Source organism: Frankia casuarinae (genome assembly GCF_000013345.1).
In the GTDB taxonomy this organism is placed as follows: Bacteria; Actinomycetota; Actinomycetes; order Frankiales; family Frankiaceae; genus Frankia; species Frankia casuarinae.
This window is the reverse complement of the sequence record NC_007777.1, coordinates 4,480,248-4,501,422: the sequence shown is the minus strand read 5'-3', so window position 1 is coordinate 4,501,422 and position 21,175 is coordinate 4,480,248. Positions and strand designations below refer to the sequence as shown.

Below are 21,175 nucleotides of genomic sequence, written 5' to 3'. Positions count from 1 at the left end.
AGGCCGGCGAGCGACCAGGCCAGGTCGATATCCATGCTGACGATGGTTCTTCCGTCGGTGTCGACGAATTCGTTCAGCGCGTACGAACTGTCGGTCGCCATACCGTCAGAACTGTTGGTCGTCACACCGTCGGAGTGCCCTTGTCGTGCACCTCCTTGGGCAGCTGACCAGGGACGGAGCCGTCGACGGAGGATGCCGGAGATCGCCGTCGCCGGGGCACCGGAGCCGTCGTTCCGGTCACCGACGGAAATCATCAGGAGTGCTACCGTCATTGCCGGAATGGGCATCGCCCGAGTACGACGGAAAGCATCGCTGTGCACGGATTACCTTTTGGGCCCGGGCGGGCGTGTCGGTGGGTTGCCGGTAGCCGGGGGAGACCCCCGCTTCTGATCACGTGATGCTTCCCTCGGGCGTCGGCATCCTCTCCGTGGCGGTATGTTTCGTTTCCGTTGCCGATACGTTCGTTGTCGGTTCGCCGTCGGCGAAGCGCCGTCGGGAGCAGGGGCGGCCGCGCGTGCCATATTGGAAGCAACCCCGGGCGACACCCGGTCGATCGCCCGCCTTACACGATGAGGCGGTACCGCTCAGGCTTGTTCTTCCGCGAAACACGCACCGCACGGGAGTATGAGTACGTTGTAGCCGCAGCCCAGGTGAGACCGCGATCGTCGCGGGGTCCGCCGGCGGCTCGTTCGAGGAGCAACCTCCGTGACCGCAACCACTGACCAGCCGACTCTCGGTTCCACCACGTCGGACTTCGCCGGGCTCAGCCCGCGGCCGTCCGACGACGATCCCGCGTTCGCCCTGCACCGCGGAGGAAAGATCAACATCAACGCTACCGCTCCATTGAACAGTCGGGAAGACCTGTCCCTGGCCTATACGCCCGGAGTCGCGCGGGTGTGTACCGCCATCGCCGGGACTCCGGCCCTTGCCGACGACTACACCTGGCGGTCTAACACCGTTGCCGTGGTCACGGATGGGACGGCCGTGCTCGGCCTCGGTGACATCGGCCCCGCGGCCTCCCTGCCGGTGATGGAGGGCAAGGCCGCGTTGTTCAAGCGCTTCGGTGGTGTGGACGCGGTGCCACTGGCCCTTGCCTGCACGGACGTCGAGGAGATCGTCGACACCGTCGCGCGCCTCGCTCCGAGCTTCGGCGGGATCAACCTCGAGGACATCTCGGCACCGCGCTGCTTCGCCATCGAGCGCCTCCTGCAGGACCGCGTCGACATCCCGGTCTTCCACGACGACCAGCACGGAACGGCCATCGTCGCGCTGGCCGCGCTGGAGAATGCGGCGAAGCTCACCGGACGCACCCTCGGTGATCTGCGTGCCGTGGTGTCCGGCGCGGGCGCTGCCGGCGCCGCCGTGGCCCGCATCCTGCTGGCCGCCGGCATCGGGGACATCGCGGTTGGCGACAGCCGCGGCATCCTCTACGCCGGTCGGGACAACCTCACCCCGAGCAAGGCCGCGCTCGCCGCCGAGACCAACCGTGCCGGCCTGGCCGGGTCCATCACCGACGCGCTCGCCGGCGCCGATGTCTTCCTCGGGCTGTCCGCCGGGCAGGTCCCGGAGGAGGCGGTCGCCACCATGGCGCCGGAGGCGATCATTTTCGCGATGGCCAACCCCGATCCCGAGATCGACCCGGCGGTCGCCCACAAGTACGCGCGGATCGTGGCGACCGGTCGCAGCGACTACCCGAACCAGATCAACAACGTCCTCGCCTTCCCCGGAATCTTCCGGGGAGCGCTCGATGTCCGGGCCAGCCGCGTGACGGAGGGCATGAAGCTCGCCGCCGCGAGGGCGCTCGCCGCGGTGATCGCGGACGAGCTGGCCGAGGATCTCATCATCCCGAGCGTGTTCGACGACCGGGTCGCCCCGGCCGTCGCCGCGGCGACGGCCGCGGCCGCGCGGGCGGACGGGGTGGCCCGCCGCTGACGAGGGCCGGCTGATCGCCGTCGTGCCAGCCAAGGGCGTCCAGGGATCCCGGTGCACCTTCTCCGGGGTCCCTGGACGCCTCCACGGGGCCCGTGCCACGCGGGGTCCCCCCCCTTGACGGTCGAGTCCCCCGAGTCCCGCTACGGGTCCTGAGCCGCGTTCCCGGGCCGTTCGCGAGCCCGCGTGGTCTCAGCCCGCGTGGGTCTCAGACCCGGCCGCATCCCGGGCAGGGCCGGTTCTCCACCGCCTCCGCGAGCGGGCGCAGGGTCCCACATCCCTTGTAAGAGCAGCACACGAAGTCGGCGGGAGCCACCGTGATGACCGGTATGCCGTCCACGATGACCGTCGCGGGTGCCTCCGGGACGGGCGCGGGGTGTCGGCGGCGCCAGCCCAGCCGCCGGCTCGACCCGTTTCTGCGTGGCGAGTCGGGCATGTCCTCGTGGGTCACCACGGCCTGTTTACCATTGGGTGTCCACCCTTGTTGTTCCCACGGTGTCGAGTTCAGCACACCGGCCTGGCAGGCGCGGTTGCCGGCCCGGATGGTCCCCTTCGTCCGTGGCGTCGCCTGTCGGTTGTCCTGAGTGGATCCGCGCCGGTCGGCCTCGCTCGCGTCTGCACGCCAGTAGCCGTAGGTTCGAAGGGTGCTAGCCGCCGCCGCCATGTCCCTCCACCCCGATTCCCCGCTCGACGGCCTGGCCATCGGGGAGCAGCCCGAACCCGCGCCGCTCGACGGGTGGGTCACCGTCACGGTGCGGGCCGCCTCGCTCAACCATCACGACCTGTTCAGCCTGCGTGGAGTGGGCCTGCCGGCGGATCGGCTCCCGATGATCCTCGGCTGTGACGCCGCCGGGGTGACCCCCGACGGGCAGGAGGTCATCGTCCACAGCGTGATCGGTGATCCGGCAGCGGGCGGGGGGGACGAGACGCTGGACCCGAAGCGGACCCTGCTGTCCGAGCTGTACCCGGGAACCCTTGCCGAGCGGGTCGCCGTGCCGCGGCGCAACCTGATCCCGAAGCCCGCAGGGTTGTCGTGGGAGGAGGCCGCCTGCCTGCCGACCGCCTGGCTCACCGCCTACCGGATGGTCGTCTCCCGGGCGGGGCTGCCCGCCGGGGGCGGCGGCACCGTGCTCATCCAGGGAGCCGGTGGGGGGGTGGCCACCGCGGCGCTGCTGATCGCCAAGGCCGCCGGGCACACCGTTTTCGTGACCTCGCGGGACGAGACCAAGCGGAAGCGGGCGGCCGCCCTCGGCGCCGACGAGGTTCTCGAACCCGGTGCCCGGCTGCCGCGCCGGGTCGACGCGGTCATCGAGACCGTCGGCGCCGCCACCTGGGGTCACTCGGTGAAGGCAGTGCGCCCCGGCGGGCGCATCGTGGTCTCGGGCGCCACCAGTGGTCCGAACCCGCCGGCGGACCTCACCCGGATCTTCTTTCTCCAGCTGTCGGTGATCGGTTCCACCATGGGGAGCCGGGACGAGCTAGTCGATCTCGTTGCATTCGTGGAACGGACCGGGGTGCGGCCGCTGATCCACGAGGTGCGCCCGTTGGCCGATGCCCGGGCCGCCTTCGAGCAGCTGCTCGGCGGTGAGTTCTTCGGCAAGTTGATACTCCGCCCCCCCGCCTAGCCCCTTCGTCGTGGTGCGGGGACTCCTGGCTCGGGGCTGGGCGGGCTAGAGATCCGGGTCCTCCTCGGGGCGGGCCAGCCAGGTGGCGAGCCGGTCGATCGCGTCCTCGAAGTCGGGATACAGGTCCACGAAGACGCGCAGCGAGTCGGCAAGACCCTCGTAGGTCAGGCTCTCCGGGCCGCGCCGCGCGGCGAGTTCCTCGATCCCCCGGTCGGTGAAGTACATCGCTGCCCCCTGTCTGGCGAGCGGATGGCTGGCGAGCCGGACCGGCCGCCGCACGCCGGTGGCGCTGCCGGGCACGGCGGCCCGGGAACACCACCGGTGCGGCGGGACGGTCCTCGGATCGGGCGACGCTCCGCCGGCCGCGTGCTCAGTTCTCGAACGCCGCCTCGACCAGGGCCTGCTGCTCGCGCTCGTGCACCTTCGACGACCCCGAGGCCGGGGCCGCGGCGGCGCGCCGGGAGATGCGACGCAGCCGGATGTCGCCGGGCAGGAACTCGGTCAGGTTGAGGGCCATGTGCGGGTAGGCGCCCTGGTTCGCCGGCTCCTCCTGGAGCCAGACGATGTCCGTCACGTTCGGGTAACGCTCCAGGACCTGCGCGAGCTCCGGCCCGGGCGTCGGGTAGAGCTGTTCGACGCGCAACAGGGCGAATCGCTCGGCGTCGTCGTGCTTCCCCCGGGCGGCGGCGAGATCGTAGTAGACCTTGCCCGCCGTGAGCAGTATCCGGCGCACGGCCGACGGGTCCGTGACGGACCCGTCGTCGATCACCGGCTGCCAGCCGCCGCCGGTCAGCTCGGCCACGGTGGACGTTGCGGCCTTCAGCCGCAGCATCGACTTGGGGGTGAAGACCACCAGCGGACGCCGGACCGGCGAGAGGGCCTGCCGGCGCAGCAGGTGGAAGTAGCTGGCGGGGGACGAGGGTGCGGAGACCGTCATGTTGTTGTCCGCGCACAGCGACAAGAAGCGCTCGATGCGGGCGGAGGAGTGGTCGGGACCCTGACCCTCGTAGCCGTGCGGCAGCAGCAGGGTGACCGCCGACCGCTGGCCCCACTTGGCCTCACCGGCGGTGATGAACTCGTCAATGATCGACTGGGCGCCGTTGGCGAAGTCGCCGAACTGCGCCTCCCAGAGCACCAGCATGTCCGGCCGGGCGACCGCGTAGCCGTACTCGAAGCCCATCGCCGCGAACTCGCTCAACAGCGAGTCGTAGACGTAGAAGGTGCCGACACCGTCGTTCACGATGGTGCCGTCGAGGCCGTGGCGCAGGGTCCGCAGCGGGGTGTGGTCCGCGGCGCTGTGCCGGTCGACCAGCACGGCGTGCCGCTGGCCGAAGGTGCCCCGCCGGCTGTCCTGACCGGTCAGCCGCACCGAGCGGCCGTCGAGCAGGAGCGTTCCGAAGGCCAGGGTCTCCGCCAGCGCCCAGTCGATCAAGCCGGTCTCCACCATCTGGGCCCGCCGCTCGACCTGGGGACGCAGCCGTGGATGGACGGTGAAGCCCTCCGGCAGGTTGACCTGGGTCTCGATGACCTTCTTCACGGCCTCGTCGGACACGGCGGTGCTGACCGCGGCCGCCGCGGCGGCCTCCTCCGGGGTGGTGATGATGCGTGGCTGCGGCGACGAGCTCGCCGGGGTGGTGTCCCGGGTCTGCGCGAAGGCCTTCTCGAGCTCCGCGCGGTAGCTCTTCATCGCTTGCTCGGCCTCCTCGCGGGTGATGTCCCCGCGGCCGATCAGCGCCTCGGTGTAGAGCTTGCGCACCGAACGCTTGCTGGCGATGGTGTCGTACATCAACGGCTGGGTGAACGAGGGCTCGTCCATCTCGTTGTGCCCGCGCCGCCGGTAGCAGACCAGATCGATGACGACGTCCTTGTGGAACGCCTGGCGGTACTCGAACGCCAGCGCCGCAACCCGGACACACGCCTCCGGGTCGTCCCCGTTCACGTGGAAGATCGGTGCCTGGACCATCCGGGCGACGTCGGTGGCGTACACCGACGACCGGCCGGAGTCCGGCGAGGTGGTGAATCCGACCTGGTTGTTGATGACCAGGTGCACGGTGCCACCGGTGCGGTATCCCCGCAGCTGGGACAGGTTGAGGGTCTCGGCGACGACCCCCTGCCCGGCGAACGCGGCATCGCCGTGGACGAGTACCGGCAGAACGGTGAAACCCGCCGAGCCCTTGTCCAGAATGTCCTGCTTGGCGCGGACGACGCCCTCGGTGACCGGGTCGACCGCCTCGAGGTGCGACGGGTTCGCGACCACCGAAACCGGTACCGTGCGGCCGTCCTGGCCGGTGTAGACGCCCTCGGCGCCGAGGTGGTACTTCACGTCGCCGGAGCCGTGCGCCGTCTGCGGGTCGAGGTAGCCCTCGAACTCGGCGAAGATCTGCCGGTAGGACTTGCCGACGATGTTGGCGAGCACGTTCAGCCGGCCGCGATGGGCCATGCCGATGACGACCTCGTCCATCCCCGCGCCGGCGGCACGCGAGAGAACCTCGTCGAGGGCGGGGATCGTCGACTCGGCGCCCTCGAGGGAGAACCGGCGCTGGCCGACGTACTTGGTCTGCAGGAAAGATTCGAACGCCTCCGCGGCCCCGAGCCGCTCCAGCACGTGCAGCTGCTCGGCCGGGTCCGGCCGCTCCGCGGCCCGCTCGACCCGGGCCTGGATCCAGGCACGCTCATCCGGTTCCTGGATGTGCATGTACTCGATGCCGACCCGACGGCAGTACGAGTCGCGCAGGACCCCCAGGACGTCGCGCAGGGACATCGTCCGGTGCCCGGCGAAGCCGCCGACGGCGAACTCGCGGTCGAGGTCCCACAGGGTCAGCCCGTGGCTGATGATGTCGAGGTCGGGATGGCTGCGGATGGCGAACTCGAGCGGGTTCGTGTCCGCCATGAGGTGGCCGCGCACCCGGTAGGCGTGGATCAGTTCCAGCACCCGGGCGTTGTGGTCGAGGTCGCCCTCGTGCACGACCGGCATGTCGGCGACCCAGCGCACGGGCTCGTAGGGCACCCGCAGCGACTGGAAGATCTCGTCGTAGAAGCCCTCCTCGCCGAGGAGCAGCTGATGCATCCGGCGCAGGTACTCACCCGACTGGGCGCCCTGGATGATGCGGTGGTCGTAGGTGCTGGTCAGAGTGATGATCTTGGAGATCGCGAGCTTCGCCAGGGTGTTCGCCGACGCGCCGGAGAACTCGGCCGGGTACTCCATCGCCCCGACGCCGATGATCGTGCCCTGGCCCTCCATCAGGCGGGGCACCGAGTGCACGGTGCCGATGCCGCCGGGGTTGGTCAGGCTGATGGTGACGCCGGTGAAGTCGTCGGTGGTCAGCTTGTTCGTCCGGGCCCGGCGCACGAGGTCCTCGTAGGCCTGCCAGAACTGGGTGAAGTCCAGCGTCTCGGCCTTCTTGACGGCGGCGACAACGAGCTGGCGGCCCTTCGGGGTCACCAGGTCGATGGCGAGGCCCAGGTTGATGTGCTCCGGCTGGACGACGGCCGGCTTGCCGCCCACCTCCGTGTAGGAGGCGTTCATGACGGGATGCGCGGCCAGCGCCTTGACCATCGCGTAGCCGATGATGTGCGTGAAGGACACCTTGCCGCCGCTGGAGCGGGCCAGGTGCCGGTTGATCACGATGCGGTTGTCCGCGAGCAGCTTGGCCGGCACCGCCCGCACCGAGGTCGCCGTCGGGATGTGCAGCGAGGTCTCCATGTTGCTGACCACGCGGGCGGCGGCGCCGCGCAGCGGCGTGGCCGCCTCCGGAGCCTGCCTGTCGGCGGGTGCCGCCTGCTTCGGGGGCCCGGCGGGCTGTGCCGACGCCGGGACCGGCGCGGCCGGAGTAGACGGCGCGGCCGCGCTCGGCTTCACCGGAACAGGCGTAGTGTGGAAGACCTCACCATCCGGCGAAACCTCCCCGTTAGGTGCCGCCGTGGCGGCCTGCCCGGCGCCGCCCGCGGCGGCGGGCGGCGCGCCGGGGTGGTAATCGGAGAGGAACTCGCGCCACTCCGGCGACACGCTCTGCGGATCTTCGAGAAACTGTTGGTAGATCTCGAAGACCAGCCATTCGTTGGGTCCGAAGTCAGGTCCTGACGCAGGTACCGTCGGTGCTGTCACGGGGCCATTCGCCTCTATCCACGGTCTCGCTTCTCGGCCTCCGATAAGGCCCTTCCGCCACCGTCTGCCTATCCTACCCGCTCTGGGCATCCCGGCCTGGCCCGTCCATGATCGGTTACGAGTAGATTGCTCGGCGTGTTCTCCGGGATGGGCGGACCGGCGCCGGGAACGTCCGGTAGCTACAGCCAATCAGGGCGAGAGCGAGATCGTTCCATCGTTCACCGCGCGGTGGGGATACTCCCGGGCGGGCCGTCGGTTATGCTTCGGTGACGCCGGCCCGCATCATGGCCCCCGGACCCAATAAATGTCGCTTCGAGCGACCTACGCCCGTGAGGCGACCTGGCGGGCCGGCGTCTGCCTCCTGATGTTTCTGCTCCTCGGTGTCTTTTCTCCCTTGGTGTCGTTGTCTCTTGGTGTCGTTGTCCCTTGGTGTCGTTGTCCCTTGGTGTGTCCGGAGTCAGGATGCGTCCGTCGCGGACTGCCCGTAGTGATCCCACCCATCGCTGCCTACGGGGCGCTCCCCGTCCACTGTCACCCCCGCGCCGGCCGATCCCGCGCCGCTCAGGACCGAACCGATCACGATGCACCCGGCCGGCGGGGTCACTCCTGGGGGAAGGCAGGCGACCAGCGGGTGATCCTCGCCGCCGCCGAGTACCCAGCGCAACGGGTCCACATCAAGGGCGGCCCCGGCCGACCGCATCGCCTCGTCGATCAGGAAGGCTTCCGACGCGAGATCGATGGACACCCCCGAGGCCACGGCGATGTGACCGAGATCCGCCACGAGACCGTCCGAGACGTCGCACATGGCGTGCGCGCCCGCGGCGGCGAGCACCGGCCCGAGCGCGTAGGGCGGCCGGGGCCGGCGGTGCGCCGCGATCAGTTCCTTCCATCTCGGGTCGTCGACCCATCGGGAGTCGCCGGCTGCCGAACCCGCCGTGAGTAGGGCCAGCCCCGCCTGGGCCCACCCGAGACGACCAGCGAGCACCACGGCATCGCCGGGCCGGGCGCCCGAGCGCAGGACCGGCGGCCGGCCCTGCAGGTCACCGAGCGCGGTCACCCCGAGCATGATCGAATCCGCGGAGCTGACGTCCCCGCCGGACACGGAGGCACCGGCCTGCGCGCATTCCTCGGCCATTCCGTCGGCCATCGCCAGGGCCCAGTCGACCGCGAGGTCGCCGGGTGCGGCGAAGCCGAGGAACAGGCCGGTGGGCCTCGCCCCCATCGACGCCACGTCGGCGAGGTTCTGCGCGGCGGCCTTGTGCCCGACATCCACCGCGGACGACCAGTCCCGGCGGAAGTGGCGTCCTTCGAGCAGCAGGTCGGTGGTGACGACCACCCGACCGTCCGGGGCGGCCAGCACCGCCGCGTCGTCCCCGGGGCCGACCAGCACGTCCCGTCCATGGGAGAAACGCGCCGTCACGGCCTCGATCAAGCCGAACTCGCCCAGATCGCGCAGCGTCGCCCCCGCCGGGGGTCTCCCGTGACTTCCCATTCGCCATATCCTCCAATATCTAGATGATCTAGATATTCCATCCTCAGGCGGAGTTTCCCGACCCCGCCGCCCGCCGGACCGACCGGACCAACCGGTCCCGCGGCTTCCGGCCGGAGGCGGCACCGACGGGTGGATGGTGGCGAGTCCGGGGCGTGCCGGATGCGGCCCTGGCCGCACCGCCTACCCGGAAACAGCGGAATGACCGTGATCGCAACGTCTGCGTCACCTTCCCGACATATGCTGCTGGAAATCTGACGCGCGTGCGAAGCCAGACCTGTCCGCGTGTATGTTGTCCGCGGCCTGCCGTGATCCGTGGGGTCGGTCAGCCGCGCGCCCAGGCGATCCGGCCCAGCGGAGGTCCGCTGACCAGGCATCGGTCCAGGTAGGGTCGGGTGGCGCTGCAGCCTGGCCGAGGAAGGATCGAGGGACGGCACTACCTGCCCTCCACCCCCGAGACCATCAGATGGGGTGAGCTGCCGAACGCCCTGACCAGGCCGGTTCTCAGTATCGACTCCGGCGCCACGGTCACCTTCGACACGGTCAGCCAAGAGGGGATCCTCTGCGACCAGGGGCGCGATCCCGACGCCTTCTTCGCCGGTTTCGGGGTCGCGCCGTCGGAGGTGCTGGCCGACGCCCGGGCGATCGCCGCTTCGGGTATCCCGCACCGGTTCGGGGTGGACGGTCCCCACATCGTCACCGGACCGGTGTTCATCCGGGGCGCGGAACCGGGGGACGTGCTGCGGGTTGAGGTGGTCTCGCTGCATCCCCGCGCACGGTATGGGATCGTCTCGACCCGCCATGGCGCGGGCCTGCTTGCAGGGGAGTTCCCCGAGGGGGGGCCGCCGGACGCGGACGCCGACGCCCGCCATTGGCGACGCTTCCGCACCGTTACCACCTTCTGTGCGGTGGAGCGCCGGCGGGGCCGCCTGTTCGGCGCCCTGACCAGCGTGAACGGCAGCAGGACCCGGTTTCCGTTGGCGCCGTTCCTGGGCATCATGGCGGTCGGCGTGGACACTACCACCAAGATCGTCCCCTCCACCTCGATCGGTCTGCACGGCGGCGCCCTGGACTGCCGGGAACTCGGCGCGGGCGCGCGGCTGTTCCTGCCGGTCCAGGTGAGCGGCGCGTTGTTCGCCGTCGGCGATCCGCATTACGCCCTCGGGGACGGGAAGATCGGTGCCACCGCCCTGGATGGCCCGCTACGGGCGACGCTGCGGCTGACCGTGCTGCGTGACACGGCGGCCCGGTCGGTTCTCGGCGCGCTGCGGGAACCGTTCATCGAGACCGACACGGCCTGGGTCACCCTGGGGCTCGACGTTGACCTCGCCGAGTCCGTCCGCCGCGCGGCGCGGTCGGCGGTGGTCTTCCTGCAGAGCCGGGTCGGGCTCGACCGGACCGAGGCGCTCGCCTACCTGTCCGCCGCGGCCGACTTCGGGGCCTGCCAGCTCGGCACCGGCACCCAGAGCGCGTTCTGCCGCATCCGTCGGGCGGACTTCACCGAACTGCCGATCGCGAAGCCGCGACTGCCGCGATCCGGACTCGTGCGGATCGTCGGCGTGGGCGACTCGGAGACCGAGGACCCGACGGATCCGGAACACGCCGCGGAGAAGACGCCGGATCGGGCCGACGAGAAGATCGGTCGCGCGGTGCGGATTCACTGGGCCGAGCCGGCCGGTGCCTCACCCCCGATCGACGCGGAAGCCGGCGGCCCGGACACCCCGTGACCGGCCGGGCGCCGGAGCAGGTGTCGAGGCATCCCACGACGATCACGATCCCGACGTCCTGCCGGCGCCGTTCGAACCGGACGGGGTGACCGGGCCGCCGGCCTGACCGACCCGTTCGGCACGCGGGGAGCAGTCTCCCCCACCGGCGCCCGGGGCCGTGCCCGTGCCTCGCCGGAGGGCAGGGGCCGAATCACGGGCCGAACCGCGCGGATCGGCGTCCGGCGGTGCGTCGTCGAGGCCCTCCAGATCGGACAGGGCGATGGGCCGCCACCGGTGCAGCGCCTCGTCGGCGCTCGCCCGGACGGTGGAATGTTCGACGCGGGGGAGGCCGGTGGCGGCCTCGTCCCGCAGTCCTCGCGCCCCGGTGTTCACGGGCGCGATACCGGCCCTCGCCAGCCGCGGCCACAACGAGGCCAACGCGGCGTCGGCGTCGAGTTCGAACTCGGACTGGCGGACCCGCCAGAACCGCCAGCCCGCCCGGCGCAGCTCGCGCTCCCGGGCGAACTCGTGCGCGATCTCGTCCGGACCGGAGCCGACGTCCCCGTCGCACTCGACGGCGAGCCGGGCCCGACCGCCGGAGACGACCAGGTCGACCCGCCGACCGTTGATCTCCACCTGCGGGGTGACCAGGTAGCCGCGGCCGACGATCTCCCGGAAGACCCGCTGTTCGAACAGGGATCCGAAGGCCGGATGCGGACGGTTGGTCGGCACTTCGGCGAGTGCCGGGGGCTCCTCGCCGCGGCCGCCGGCCGCCGGGTGCGTCGTGGACAGCACGTAGCTCAGATAGTTGTGCCGCAGATCGCGAGGGTCAAGATTGGTGACCGGTACGGAGTGGAACAGCCAGACCTGGTCGCGGGCCCGGGAGGCCGCGACGTTGAACCGCCGCTGGTACTCCAGCCGGGTCAGCGGGGTGATGCGCGAGTCGGGCGCCACCACCAGGGACAGGAAGACGACGTCGCGCTCGTCACCCTGGAAGTCGGCGGGGACGCCCACCCGCAGCCGTCGACGCTGGTGCTCGGCGGCGGACATCCGGTCGGCCAGCTGGTCGCGGATCAGCGCCGCCTGTGCGGTGCCCTGTGGGACGACGACGCCGAAGGAGAGCCGGGCGTACCGGGGATCCTCGGCGCAGGAGAGCACCTGTGCGACCAGGGCATCGGCCTCGGCCGGATTGCGTGGACCGAGGCCCGCGTCCGTGGTGAAACCGTGGGGAACGAACCGGGCCACCAGCGGCGGCAGCCGGTCGGCGCCAAACTGGCGCAGGGGAAGCAGCGGCGCGTCCCGGTAGAACATGGCCGACGACCACTCGATGATCTCCGGCATGCACCGGAAGTGCTCCCGCAGCCGGATCACCTCGCCGAAGCGGGTTCGCAACAGCGTGAACAGGCTCGACCGGGGGGTGAACCCGACGCGTAGCCACGCCGGCACCTCCGGCAGCAGGGCCTCCAGCCGGTCGAAGACCCGGTCGAGCTCGTCCGTGACCTCCACCGGCGGCGTGCACTGCCGGTCGTCGCCCACGACGATCACCCGTGGGGCGAGCCAGAGCAGGAACAGGCTGTCGAGCCCGGCCTGACTGCCTTCGTCGACGATCACGACGTCGAAGCTGTCGCGCACCGCCGGGATCGTCGACAGCACCTCCCGGATCGGCATGACCCAGGCCGGCACCGCCGTCTGGGCGATCTCCATCGCCTCCCGGGCGGCCTGGCGGAAACGCTCGGCGTGGCGGCCGCCGAAGGTGCCGCTGGCCGCCACCGCGTCGGCATAGGCGCGCAGCGCGGCCGACTGCTCGGCGCCCATCCGTTCGAGGCAGTGTTTCCACGCGCGGGCGCCGGCCAGCTCCGCGGTGGCCGCGGCGACCATGTCCTCCGCCGCGTCCAGCTCGGCGTCCAGATCGACAGGTGGTCCAGCCGGGCCGCCGGGGGCCGTGGCGGCGCCGGGGGCCGTGGCGGTCAGCCAGCTCGCGGCCACCGCCCAGGACCAGGCGGTCGTGAACGCCGCGAGCCTGGCCGGCCAGATCTCCGCTCCATTGGGCCGGGTCGCGCCGGCCGTCGAGACGAGGAGATCGGCGAGGTCGGGATGCGCCGCGCGCAGCCGGCCGAGCAGCTCGTCCCGGCGCAGCGCCACCTCCCGGGCAGCCATGGTGGTGGCGAGCGCGGCCCGGGTCCGCGTGTACGCGGCCACATTGCGGGCCGCTACCGCGCCGGCCAGCTCGGCGACCTCGGACGGCGTGCCCGCCGCGGTGGCAAGCCCGGCGTAGCCCTCCCGCAGTTCCCCCAGCGCCCGCTCGGCGTCGGTGGCGGCTGCCATCGGGCGCAGCGCGGCCATGACGGCCGCGAGATCCCGGACGCGCTCGGCGGAGTCCATCGCCGGTGCCCGGCCGGGCACGATGTCCTCCAGGATTGCCACGACCCGGTTCCGCGCCGCCACGATCGCCTGGATCTCCGTGACGGCCTCCTGCGCCTCAACCAGCCGGGACAGGCGTACCTCGAAGGGATCGGTGGGCCGCGGCGCGATCCCGACCAGGACCCATCCGCGGGTCGCGGCCTCGACCGCGACCTCCGCCCGGAGCCGGACGAGCACGAGATCGAGCAGCTCCGGGGTGGTCGGCGCGACGCCGTCCACCAGCGTCCGGGTCAGCAGCGTGTCCGCCTCCTTCTGGACCTTCGGCCGGAACCTGCGCCGTAGCTCGCCCCCGGCGTCGAGGTACTCGCGCAGCGCCTCCCCCCGGGCGAGCAGGGCGGCGGGGTCGAAGCCCGGATCCGCCGGGGAGCCGGCGTCGGCCGCCGAGGCGGAGCCGTCCGGGGAGGCGGAGGTCGGAAGGGCGACCGCGTGCAGACCGAGCTCGGTCACGTGCCGCGTCGCCTCGGCGATCATCGGCGTGGCCGCGGCCACCTTCGCCCAGAGGACCCGGTCCCGGCCGGCGAGGGCGTCGTCGAGGGCCGCCGGAACCCAGTGCCGTCTGTTCGACCGCTGCCCGCGCCCGTCGAGCTCCTCGAGCGCGCGGGAGAGGCTGGCGACCGCCTGCTGTAGCGGATCGAGGGAGACCACCGCGGGATCGACGGCGGCGAGCGTGTCGAGGAGACCCCGGGTCGCGGGACGGACGGCCGCGCGGGCAAGGCGGACCGCCTCGTCGGCCGCGCGGGCGGTGGCCACCAGGTCCGCGAACCGCTCGGCGGGTAGGAATCGGCTCATCTCGACCACCGGGCCGGCGGACCGGTCCGCGCCGACGTCCTGACCGGATCGCACCTGACCGGATCGCACCTGACCGGATCGCAGCAGGGCGTGGAGCTCCAGCGCCTCGGCGTCGGTCAACGGCGGGGGAACCGGCGCAGGGCCGACAGACCCGGACCCCGTCGCCGTGGTCCTCGCGGTGGTGGTGGCTGCCGCGCTCCGGGGCACGGGCCGCGGCAGCCACCGCGACGCGTCGGCCTCGGCCCGGACCCGCGCCGCGATGCTCGCCCGCGTCCCGCCCCAGCCCGCGGCCACCTCGCTGTCCGGATGCACCGTGTGCTCGGCCAACCGCAGGGCGCGGGCCCGGTCCGCCAGGACATCGCGGGCGCGGATCGCCTCCTGCCGGCGCGCGGCGGCCCGCACGATCCGCCGGTCGAGCGCCTCGGGGTGATAGGTGGCCTTCTCCGCGGCCAGGGCGCTCACGCTCGCGGCGAGCTCGGGGGAACCCACGCCGATGCCGCCAAGCTCGTCCGCTTCGTCTTCGGCCCCGGCCGGGGCGGGGTCGAAGACTGCGTCGGGCCGGCCGTCCAGGTCCGCCCCCGCGTTCCCGGCCTGGTCGACCGGTGCGTCGCGCGCCTCCTCGGTATCGGTGAACGACACGCACAGCCGCTGCAGGTCCGGGGGCAGTTTCTCCCGCAGGACCCGCAGGGCTTGCGACTTCTGGCTGGTGACCAGAACCCGTTGCCCCTCCGCCAGCAAGGCGCAGACCAGGTTGGCGATCGTGTGCGTCTTGCCGGTGCCGGGCGGGCCCTCGACGACGACGCCGTTGTCGTGGCGAAGCCGCTCCAGCACCCGGGCCTGCTCGGGACTGGCCGGGAGCGGGAGCAGCGGGTCCGCACCGAGTTCGGCGCCGCTCGTCGCTCCCTCTGCCTCGAGCCAGGCCAACCGGTCGGCGGCGTCGAGGGTCTCCACCAGCTGGACGAGGCCGAGCGGCGGAGGTCCGTCACCCCGCAGGACGTCGAGCATCCGCTCGTAGTAGGTCAGCAGGGCGGCCTGGTCACGGGTGCGCAGGACGAAGGCCGGGGCGAAGGTCACCCGCGGGCGTGACGCGCTGTCGGGCGCGGGCGGCGCGAGGTCGGGTTCGAAGCCGTCCGTCGGCACGTCGAGCGCCAGCGCCAGCCAGTCCCGCAGCAGCCGGATGTCGTCCGGACCCAGTGGCGCCGACGGTCGTCCCCGCAGGCGCTCGTGCAGCGCGTTCGTCCGTTCCCGGCGGAAGCCGGCGATGCCGTCGAGTAGCGGGCCGTCGGCGAGGCGCGTGGTGGCCCCCGCCGGGACCCGCACCCTGATATCGGAGGTGACCGGGTCGATGTCGCAGGTCAGCCGGGTGGTCAGCAGGTGCTCGCGGACGGTGGGGCCGCCCGGTGGCTGCCAGGTCAGCAGGCCGGTCGCCAGCACGAGTTCCAGCGCGTCACCCTCCTGGGCCACCCGGGCCGCGACCGCGTGCAGCGTGTTGTGCAGATTGCGTCGCTCCGCGTCAACGCGCGCGCGTGTCGCCCAGAGCTGCCATCGCGGCAACCAGGCCTGGTAGGCCGCCGCCGCGGCGGTCTGCTCGGCGGCGGTCTGCTCGGCGGCGGCGCCGTTCCACACCGGCGGCTGGTCGGGATCGGCGCCGGCCGCGTCGGGCAGCACGATCTGGCCGGCGAGGATCGCGGGCGGTGGCGGCGGTGGGGGTAGGACGGTGGCGGCGGGGGCGGTCAGCAGCACCTCGCCGGCCCCGGCGTGCTCGGACAGCGGCACGCCGGCCGGGATGTCGGCGAGCCACACCGTGAGCGGATGCTCCTCGATGGTCCGGATCCGGCCCGACCGGGCCGCCGCGACCTCATGGAGGAACCGCACCAGCCGGTGACAGCGGTCCGCGAGGGCGGCATGCCGCTCGGGGCCGGCGGTCTGCGTCGTCATCAGGACCTCGCTCTGGAGATCCCGGCGCCCGCGCCGGGAGGGAAACGCCGTCCGTCGGTTGTCGACACGTGACTTTCCTCCCGTCGGCGCTGTTCTCCCGATCCGCTCTCCCGATCCGTGGCGCCACCGATCTGTGACGCCCCGTCCGCGAGGTCGGCAGGATGCCGGCATCCTACGCATAATGACGTGCCCCTCTCCGACGGAGCGACAGGAGGGGGTAGCCCGTCCGCGGGGTGCGCCGGGTGCGGGTGCGGGTGCGGGTTCGGGTGAGGTTGCGGCGTGCCGCCGGCGGCATGGTGAGGCGGGTGCGACAACATACGCATCCGTGAGGTCACGGTTCTACGCTGATGTGCACATTCACTCCCGGTACTCGCGTGCCTGCAGTCGTGACTGCGATCTGGAGCACCTGGCCTGGTGGGCGGCACGCAAGGGCATCGCCGTCGTCGGCACCGGCGACTTCACCCATCCGGCCTGGTCTCAGGAGATCGCGACGAAGCTGGTCCCGGCCGAGCCCGGCCTGTTCCGGCTGCGGTCCGATCTTGAGCATGAGGTGCTGCGCACGTTACCGGCCTCCTGCCGGACGGCGACCCGCTTCATGATCTCTAGTGAGATCTCGACGATCTACAAGAGGGGCGACCGGACCCGTAAGGTCCATCATCTTCTCTACGCTCCCGACCGGGAGGCCGCCGGACGGATCACGGCGGCGCTGGCTCGGATCGGCAACCTCGCCGCGGACGGGCGTCCCATCCTGGGCCTGGACTCCCGCGATCTGCTGGAGATCACCCTTGGTGGCGGGGCGGGCTGCTATCTGGTCCCGGCGCACGTGTGGACGCCCTGGTTCGCGGTTCTCGGTTCGAAGTCCGGGTTCGACGCCGTCGAGGACTGCTACGGCGACCTCGCCGACGAGGTCTTCGCCCTGGAGACGGGGCTTTCGGCGGACCCGGAGATGTTCTGGCGGATCTCCGGTCTCGACCGCTACCGGCTGGTGAGCAACTCTGACGCCCACTCCCCGCCGATGCTCGGCCGGGAGGCGACCGCGTTCACCTGCGACCTCGACTACTTCTCCATCGAGGCCGCGCTGCGCGGCGGGGACGGCTTCGCGGGGACCGTCGAGTTCTTCCCGGAAGAGGGCAAGTACCACCTCGACGGGCATCGCAAGTGCGGGGTGGTCCTCACGCCGGACCAGACCCGGGAGGTCGGCGGACGCTGCCCCACCTGCGGCGGTGGCCTCACCGTCGGGGTCCTCAACCGGGTCGAGGCGCTGGCCGACCGGCGGCCCGGCCACCGCCCCGTCACGGCGCCCGACGTCACCTCGCTGGTTCCGTTGCCGGAGGTCGTCGGGGAGATTCTCGGCGTGGGCCCGAAGAGCAAGGCGGTCGCGGGCCAGGTGACGTCGTTGGTCTCCCGTCTGGGCCCGGAGCTCGACATCCTCGGCGACGTACCGCTCACGGACATCGCTGGGGTCGGATCGCCGGAGCTGGTCGAGGCAATCAGTCGCCTGCGCCGCGGGGAGGTGATCCGGCAGGCCGGGTTCGACGGCGAATACGGCGTCATCCGGTTGTTCGAACCCCGGGAGCTCGCCCGGGACGGTGGCACCCTGTTCGACCTGGGGTCCGGCGCGGCTGGTGGGCAGGACCGGATCGATGCGGGACCCTCCCTCGACGAGGCGCTCGCGGCGCGGGCGCGTCCGGCACCCGATGCCGCGGTGGTGCCGGGGGATGCCGCGGTGGCCGACAGCCAGCTGTTCACGCCGGTTTCCGGCGATACCCCGTCGGTGCTTGACGGGCTGGATCCCGAGCAGCGGCTGGCAGCCTCGCACCTGTCCGGTCCGCTGCTCGTCCTCGCCGGACCGGGAACGGGCAAGACCCGTACGCTGGTCCACGCGATCGCACACCGGGTCGCTGAGCACGGGGTGCCGGCCGGGGAGTGCCTGGCGGTCACCTTCACCCGGCGTGCGGCCGGGGAGCTCGCCGAACGGCTAGCCGGCCTGCTGGGTGACGCCGCGGGACGGGTGCTCGCGACGACCTTCCACGGCCTCGGGCTTACGATCATCCGTGAGCAGCACGCGAAACTCGCCCGGGGCCCGCAGGTCCAGGTCGCGGACGACGCGGTGCGCGTGGAGCTAATCGCCGCGGCACTGCACGGTGAGGGCGACGCCCGAACGCGCCGGCGGGTGGCGGCCGGTGTCGCCGAGCTCAAGCGGCACCGAGCGCTCGGCCAGGCGATCCGCGACCACGACCTGGTCGGGGCGCTCGCCCGTTACGACGCCGCGCTGCGCGATCGGGACATGGTCGATCTCGACGATCTGATCACCCTGCCGCTGACCCTGCTGCGGTCGTCCCCGGATCTCGCCGAGCACTACCAGCGGCGGTGGCGCCACGTCTGGGTCGACGAGTACCAGGACACCGACGAACTCCAGTACCGCCTGCTGGGGCTGTTGTGTCCCCCCACGGCCAACCTGTGCGTGATCGGCGACCCGGACCAGGCTATCTACAGCTTCCGGGGTGCGGACGTCCGGTTCTTCCTGCGGTTCGAGCAGGACTACCCGAGTGCCCGCCCGGTCGCCCTGACCCGCGGCTACCGATCCACCCGCACCATCGTGCGGACGGCGCTCGATGTGATCGCGCCCACGAGTCTGGTCCCGGACCGGACCCTGACCGCCGTGCGGGGCGCCGAGGGCGACGGCCCGGTGCTGCTGCGGCGCTACCGCAGTGAGGCCGAGGAGGCGATCGCCGTCGTCGACACGATCGACGCGGCGCTCGGCGGTACCTCGTTCCACGCGTTGGACTCGGGGGTGGACGGATCGGTCGACGCGGGGTTCTCCTTCGCGGACATCGCCGTGCTCTACCGGACCGCCCGCCAGGCCGAGCCGATCATGGAAGCGCTGGCCACCCGCGGTTTCCCGTTCCAGCGGCGCTCTCATCTCCCGCTCGCGGACGCTCCCGCGGTCGCCGACCTGCTCGCCCTGCTGCAGGACCTGACGACCACGGATCCCTCGGGTCCCGGCGTCCCGCGTCCGGTGTCGGGTCTGCTGCGCGACGCGGCGGCACGGGCCACCGATCTCGCCGAGGCGAGGAGAAGCGAGCTCGGCGCCGTGCCGTCCGACGGGTTTCCCGGCTTCTCCGGCGGACGGGTGCCGACCGAGGCCGAGCTGCGCCTGGCGGTGGAGCTGCTCGCACCGGCCGCCGCAGCGGCAGGCAACGACCTGGCGGGTTTCCTCACGTCGGTCACGCTCGCCGCCGAGGTCGACGGGCTGGACCCGAGGGCGGACCGGATCTCGCTGCTGACCCTGCACGCGAGCAAGGGTCTGGAATACGGCCTGGTCATCATCGTCGGTTGTGAGGACGGGCTGCTGCCGATGCGCTTCGGTCCGGCCGGTGAGGCGCCGGGCGGTGGGATCCCGGGCGGTGGCGTCAACGGAACCGCCGACGGAACCGCCGACGCCGGCACGAAGGACGCCGAGGCGGAGGAGCGCCGACTCTTCTTCGTCGGCGTCACCCGGGCCAGGCATCGGTTGGTCCTCACCTCGGCGGCCAGCCGGCGGCGCGCCGGGTCGGTCGTGACGACCCGTCCCTCACCGTTTCTTGCGGACATCAGGCCGGCTTTGCTGTCCTCTGTCCCGGCCGAGGGCGTCCCGGCCGAGGGCGGGCGGCGCCGGTCGCGCCGGCCGGCACCGGGCAAGCAGTTGCGACTCCTCTGAGCCACCGGGCCGGAGCCGCTGGACCGACACTCGCGCGGCCCGGCGGCTCAGCGCTTGCGCAACACCATCGCGAGGTTCCAGGTCACAATCTCGCGGGCACCGGGAATCCTGATGATCACCTTCGCCCAGTCGGGCAGATAGCGCGGCATCGCGTCGAGGATCTCGACGTCGGACCGCCGCTTCGCCCAGGCGAGGGTGTCGGCCACCGACACCGGAAATAGAGTCTTGCCGTAGATGTTTTTCGGCGCCTTGCCCTTGCGGCGTTCGAACCTCGCCGCCGCCCGGTCACCACCCAGATAGTGCCAGGGTGCGGTCTCGTGGCCGCCCCAGGGGGACAGCCAGTTCGTGTAGCTCAGGAAGATGAGCCCGCCAGGGCGGGTCACCCGGGCCAGTTCGGAGCACATCCGCCACGGGTCGGGGACGTGTTCGAGCACGTTTGACGTGTAGCAGAGATCAACGCTTCCGGAGAGGAACGGCAGGTCCAAGGCGCTGCCCCGGACCCGGCCGGGAACCTCGATGCCACCGGCCTCCATCTCCGAGACGTCCGGCTCGACCCACACGTACCGGGCGCCGGCGTCGAGGAAGGCCGAGCGGAAGTAACCCGGGCCGCCGCCGACGTCGAGGACGAGCTGGCCGGTCAGGGATGTGTACCGCATCAGCTGGCGCACGGAGTCCGCGGCGATCAGCGAGTAGAAGCCAGCCGGGTCGACGGGCTCCTTGCGGTGCGCGAGGAACAGCGTCTTCGAGCGCGACAGTCCGAACCCGGAATAGGGCAGGGCGCGCACCAGCGGACCCTCCTTGGTCCGCTCGCGGGGAGTGGCCGCCGCCTGCGCTCCGCTCGCCGTGCCCGCTCCGCTCGCCGGCACCGGGCCGGACGGGCCGGCCGGCGGCGCGGTCCCGAAAGCCGCGGCCCGGGACTCGCCACCCGGTTCCGGGGTCGCCGCGGAGGGTGTCGGGGCCTGCCTCGAGCCTGCGGGGGGAGCCGTGGAAGCCGCAGCCGTGGACGCGGTGGAGGTCGCCGCGGATGCCGCCGTGTCAGACATGCCGGGGACGATAACACCACGGCGGCGGGCCTTCGGTGGGCGGCGGGAGCCGCCCGGGCCGCCAGTCGGATCCGCCCCGGCCGTGGCGTGGACGCCCGGTCCGCAGTGGCCTCGGCGTCCGCCCGATCTCCCGGCTCCGCTGCGCGGATCAGGGGCATACCACGCTTGTTGTGGAATTATCCGGGCCCTGAGGTTTATTGTTTACGTGTTGAATACTCCTTTGGTCCGTTGGTGCTTCTTCGTTCCCTGAACCCGGCGACGTGTGTTCCCGGCGATCCTGAGGGCTGGTGATGGTGGTAGTGCACCCGGTTCCGCTGGCAGGGCCGACTGCCTTCCGAGAATCTGGACTATCTGGACTATCTGGACTGTTTGGGATGCTAGTGATCATCCTGCCCGCCCGGCCGATCGCCGTGGCCCAGGGCATGGGCTA

The 21,175-nt window shown here is 71.9% G+C and carries 10 protein-coding genes; 4 read left to right on the top strand and 6 right to left on the bottom strand.

Annotation, left to right across the window (positions count from 1 at the left end):
• Positions 1 to 705 precede the first annotated feature (705 nt).
• Entirely contained in the window at positions 706 to 1,932 is a 1,227-nt protein-coding gene (locus FRANCCI3_RS18950; protein WP_011438126.1) for an NAD(P)-dependent malic enzyme, read from the top strand.
• A gap of 205 nt (positions 1,933 to 2,137) precedes the next feature.
• Here FRANCCI3_RS18950 and FRANCCI3_RS28360 read toward each other — a convergent pair whose 3' ends face one another.
• The gene (locus FRANCCI3_RS28360) at positions 2,138 to 2,593 is read right to left on the bottom strand and encodes a hypothetical protein (RefSeq protein ID WP_232234865.1); all 456 of its coding nucleotides are present in this window, start codon (positions 2,591 to 2,593) and stop codon (positions 2,138 to 2,140) included.
• On the opposite strand from FRANCCI3_RS28360, the gene FRANCCI3_RS18940 reads away from it, so the two are divergent.
• A complete protein-coding gene (locus tag FRANCCI3_RS18940; RefSeq protein ID WP_011438125.1) occupies positions 2,574 to 3,554 on the top strand; it encodes a zinc-binding dehydrogenase in 981 nt (326 codons plus the stop codon). The genes FRANCCI3_RS28360 and FRANCCI3_RS18940 overlap by 20 nt on opposite strands.
• A 45-nt stretch (positions 3,555 to 3,599) precedes the next feature.
• Here the strand turns inward: FRANCCI3_RS18940 and FRANCCI3_RS18935 are convergent, their stop codons facing one another.
• The 3 genes from FRANCCI3_RS18935 to FRANCCI3_RS18925 form a co-directional block, all read right to left on the bottom strand.
• Positions 3,600 to 3,779: a DUF6104 family protein gene (locus tag FRANCCI3_RS18935; protein ID WP_011438124.1), complete on the bottom strand. Its 180-nt coding sequence runs from the start codon at positions 3,777 to 3,779 to the stop codon at positions 3,600 to 3,602.
• A 145-nt stretch (positions 3,780 to 3,924) separates the two neighbouring features.
• Positions 3,925 to 7,659, bottom strand: a complete 3,735-nt coding sequence (locus FRANCCI3_RS18930) for a multifunctional oxoglutarate decarboxylase/oxoglutarate dehydrogenase thiamine pyrophosphate-binding subunit/dihydrolipoyllysine-residue succinyltransferase subunit (protein ID WP_011438123.1) — start codon at positions 7,657 to 7,659, stop codon at positions 3,925 to 3,927.
• 457 nt (positions 7,660 to 8,116) lie between these two features.
• Positions 8,117 to 9,151: a thiamine-phosphate kinase gene (locus FRANCCI3_RS18925; protein ID WP_011438122.1), complete on the bottom strand. Its 1,035-nt coding sequence runs from the start codon at positions 9,149 to 9,151 to the stop codon at positions 8,117 to 8,119.
• 392 nt (positions 9,152 to 9,543) lie between these two features.
• Here FRANCCI3_RS18925 and FRANCCI3_RS18920 point away from each other — a divergent pair, with 392 nt between their 5' ends.
• Entirely contained in the window at positions 9,544 to 10,875 is a 1,332-nt protein-coding gene (locus FRANCCI3_RS18920; RefSeq protein ID WP_011438121.1) for an acetamidase/formamidase family protein, read from the top strand.
• Positions 10,876 to 10,917: 42 nt separating this feature from the next.
• On the opposite strand, the gene FRANCCI3_RS18915 is transcribed toward FRANCCI3_RS18920, so the two are convergent.
• Positions 10,918 to 16,002: an AAA domain-containing protein gene (locus FRANCCI3_RS18915; protein WP_011438120.1), complete on the bottom strand. Its 5,085-nt coding sequence runs from the start codon at positions 16,000 to 16,002 to the stop codon at positions 10,918 to 10,920.
• 325 nt (positions 16,003 to 16,327) lie between these two features.
• Here FRANCCI3_RS18915 and FRANCCI3_RS18910 point away from each other — a divergent pair, with 325 nt between their 5' ends.
• Positions 16,328 to 19,702 (top strand): UvrD-helicase domain-containing protein, encoded by a 3,375-nt coding sequence (locus tag FRANCCI3_RS18910; protein ID WP_011438119.1) that lies wholly within the window; start codon positions 16,328 to 16,330, stop codon positions 19,700 to 19,702.
• 47 nt (positions 19,703 to 19,749) lie between these two features.
• On the opposite strand, the gene FRANCCI3_RS18905 is transcribed toward FRANCCI3_RS18910, so the two are convergent.
• On the bottom strand, positions 19,750 to 20,487 hold the full coding sequence (locus FRANCCI3_RS18905; protein WP_035729926.1) for a class I SAM-dependent methyltransferase: 738 nt from the start codon (positions 20,485 to 20,487) through the stop codon (positions 19,750 to 19,752).
• Positions 20,488 to 21,175: the final 688 nt, after the last annotated feature.

Bases quoted from the DNA above. Each gene is read 5' to 3' on its own strand.
- FRANCCI3_RS18935 (WP_011438124.1), bottom strand. From the start codon at position 3,779: ATGTACTTCACCGACCGGGGGATCGAGGAACTCGCCGCGCGGCGCGGC.
- FRANCCI3_RS18925 (WP_011438122.1), bottom strand. From the start codon at position 9,151: ATGGGAAGTCACGGGAGACCCCCGGCGGGGGCGACGCTGCGCGATCTG.
- FRANCCI3_RS18915 (WP_011438120.1), bottom strand. From the start codon at position 16,002: ATGACGACGCAGACCGCCGGCCCCGAGCGGCATGCCGCCCTCGCGGAC.
- FRANCCI3_RS28360 (WP_232234865.1), bottom strand. From the start codon at position 2,593: ATGGCGGCGGCGGCTAGCACCCTTCGAACCTACGGCTACTGGCGTGCA.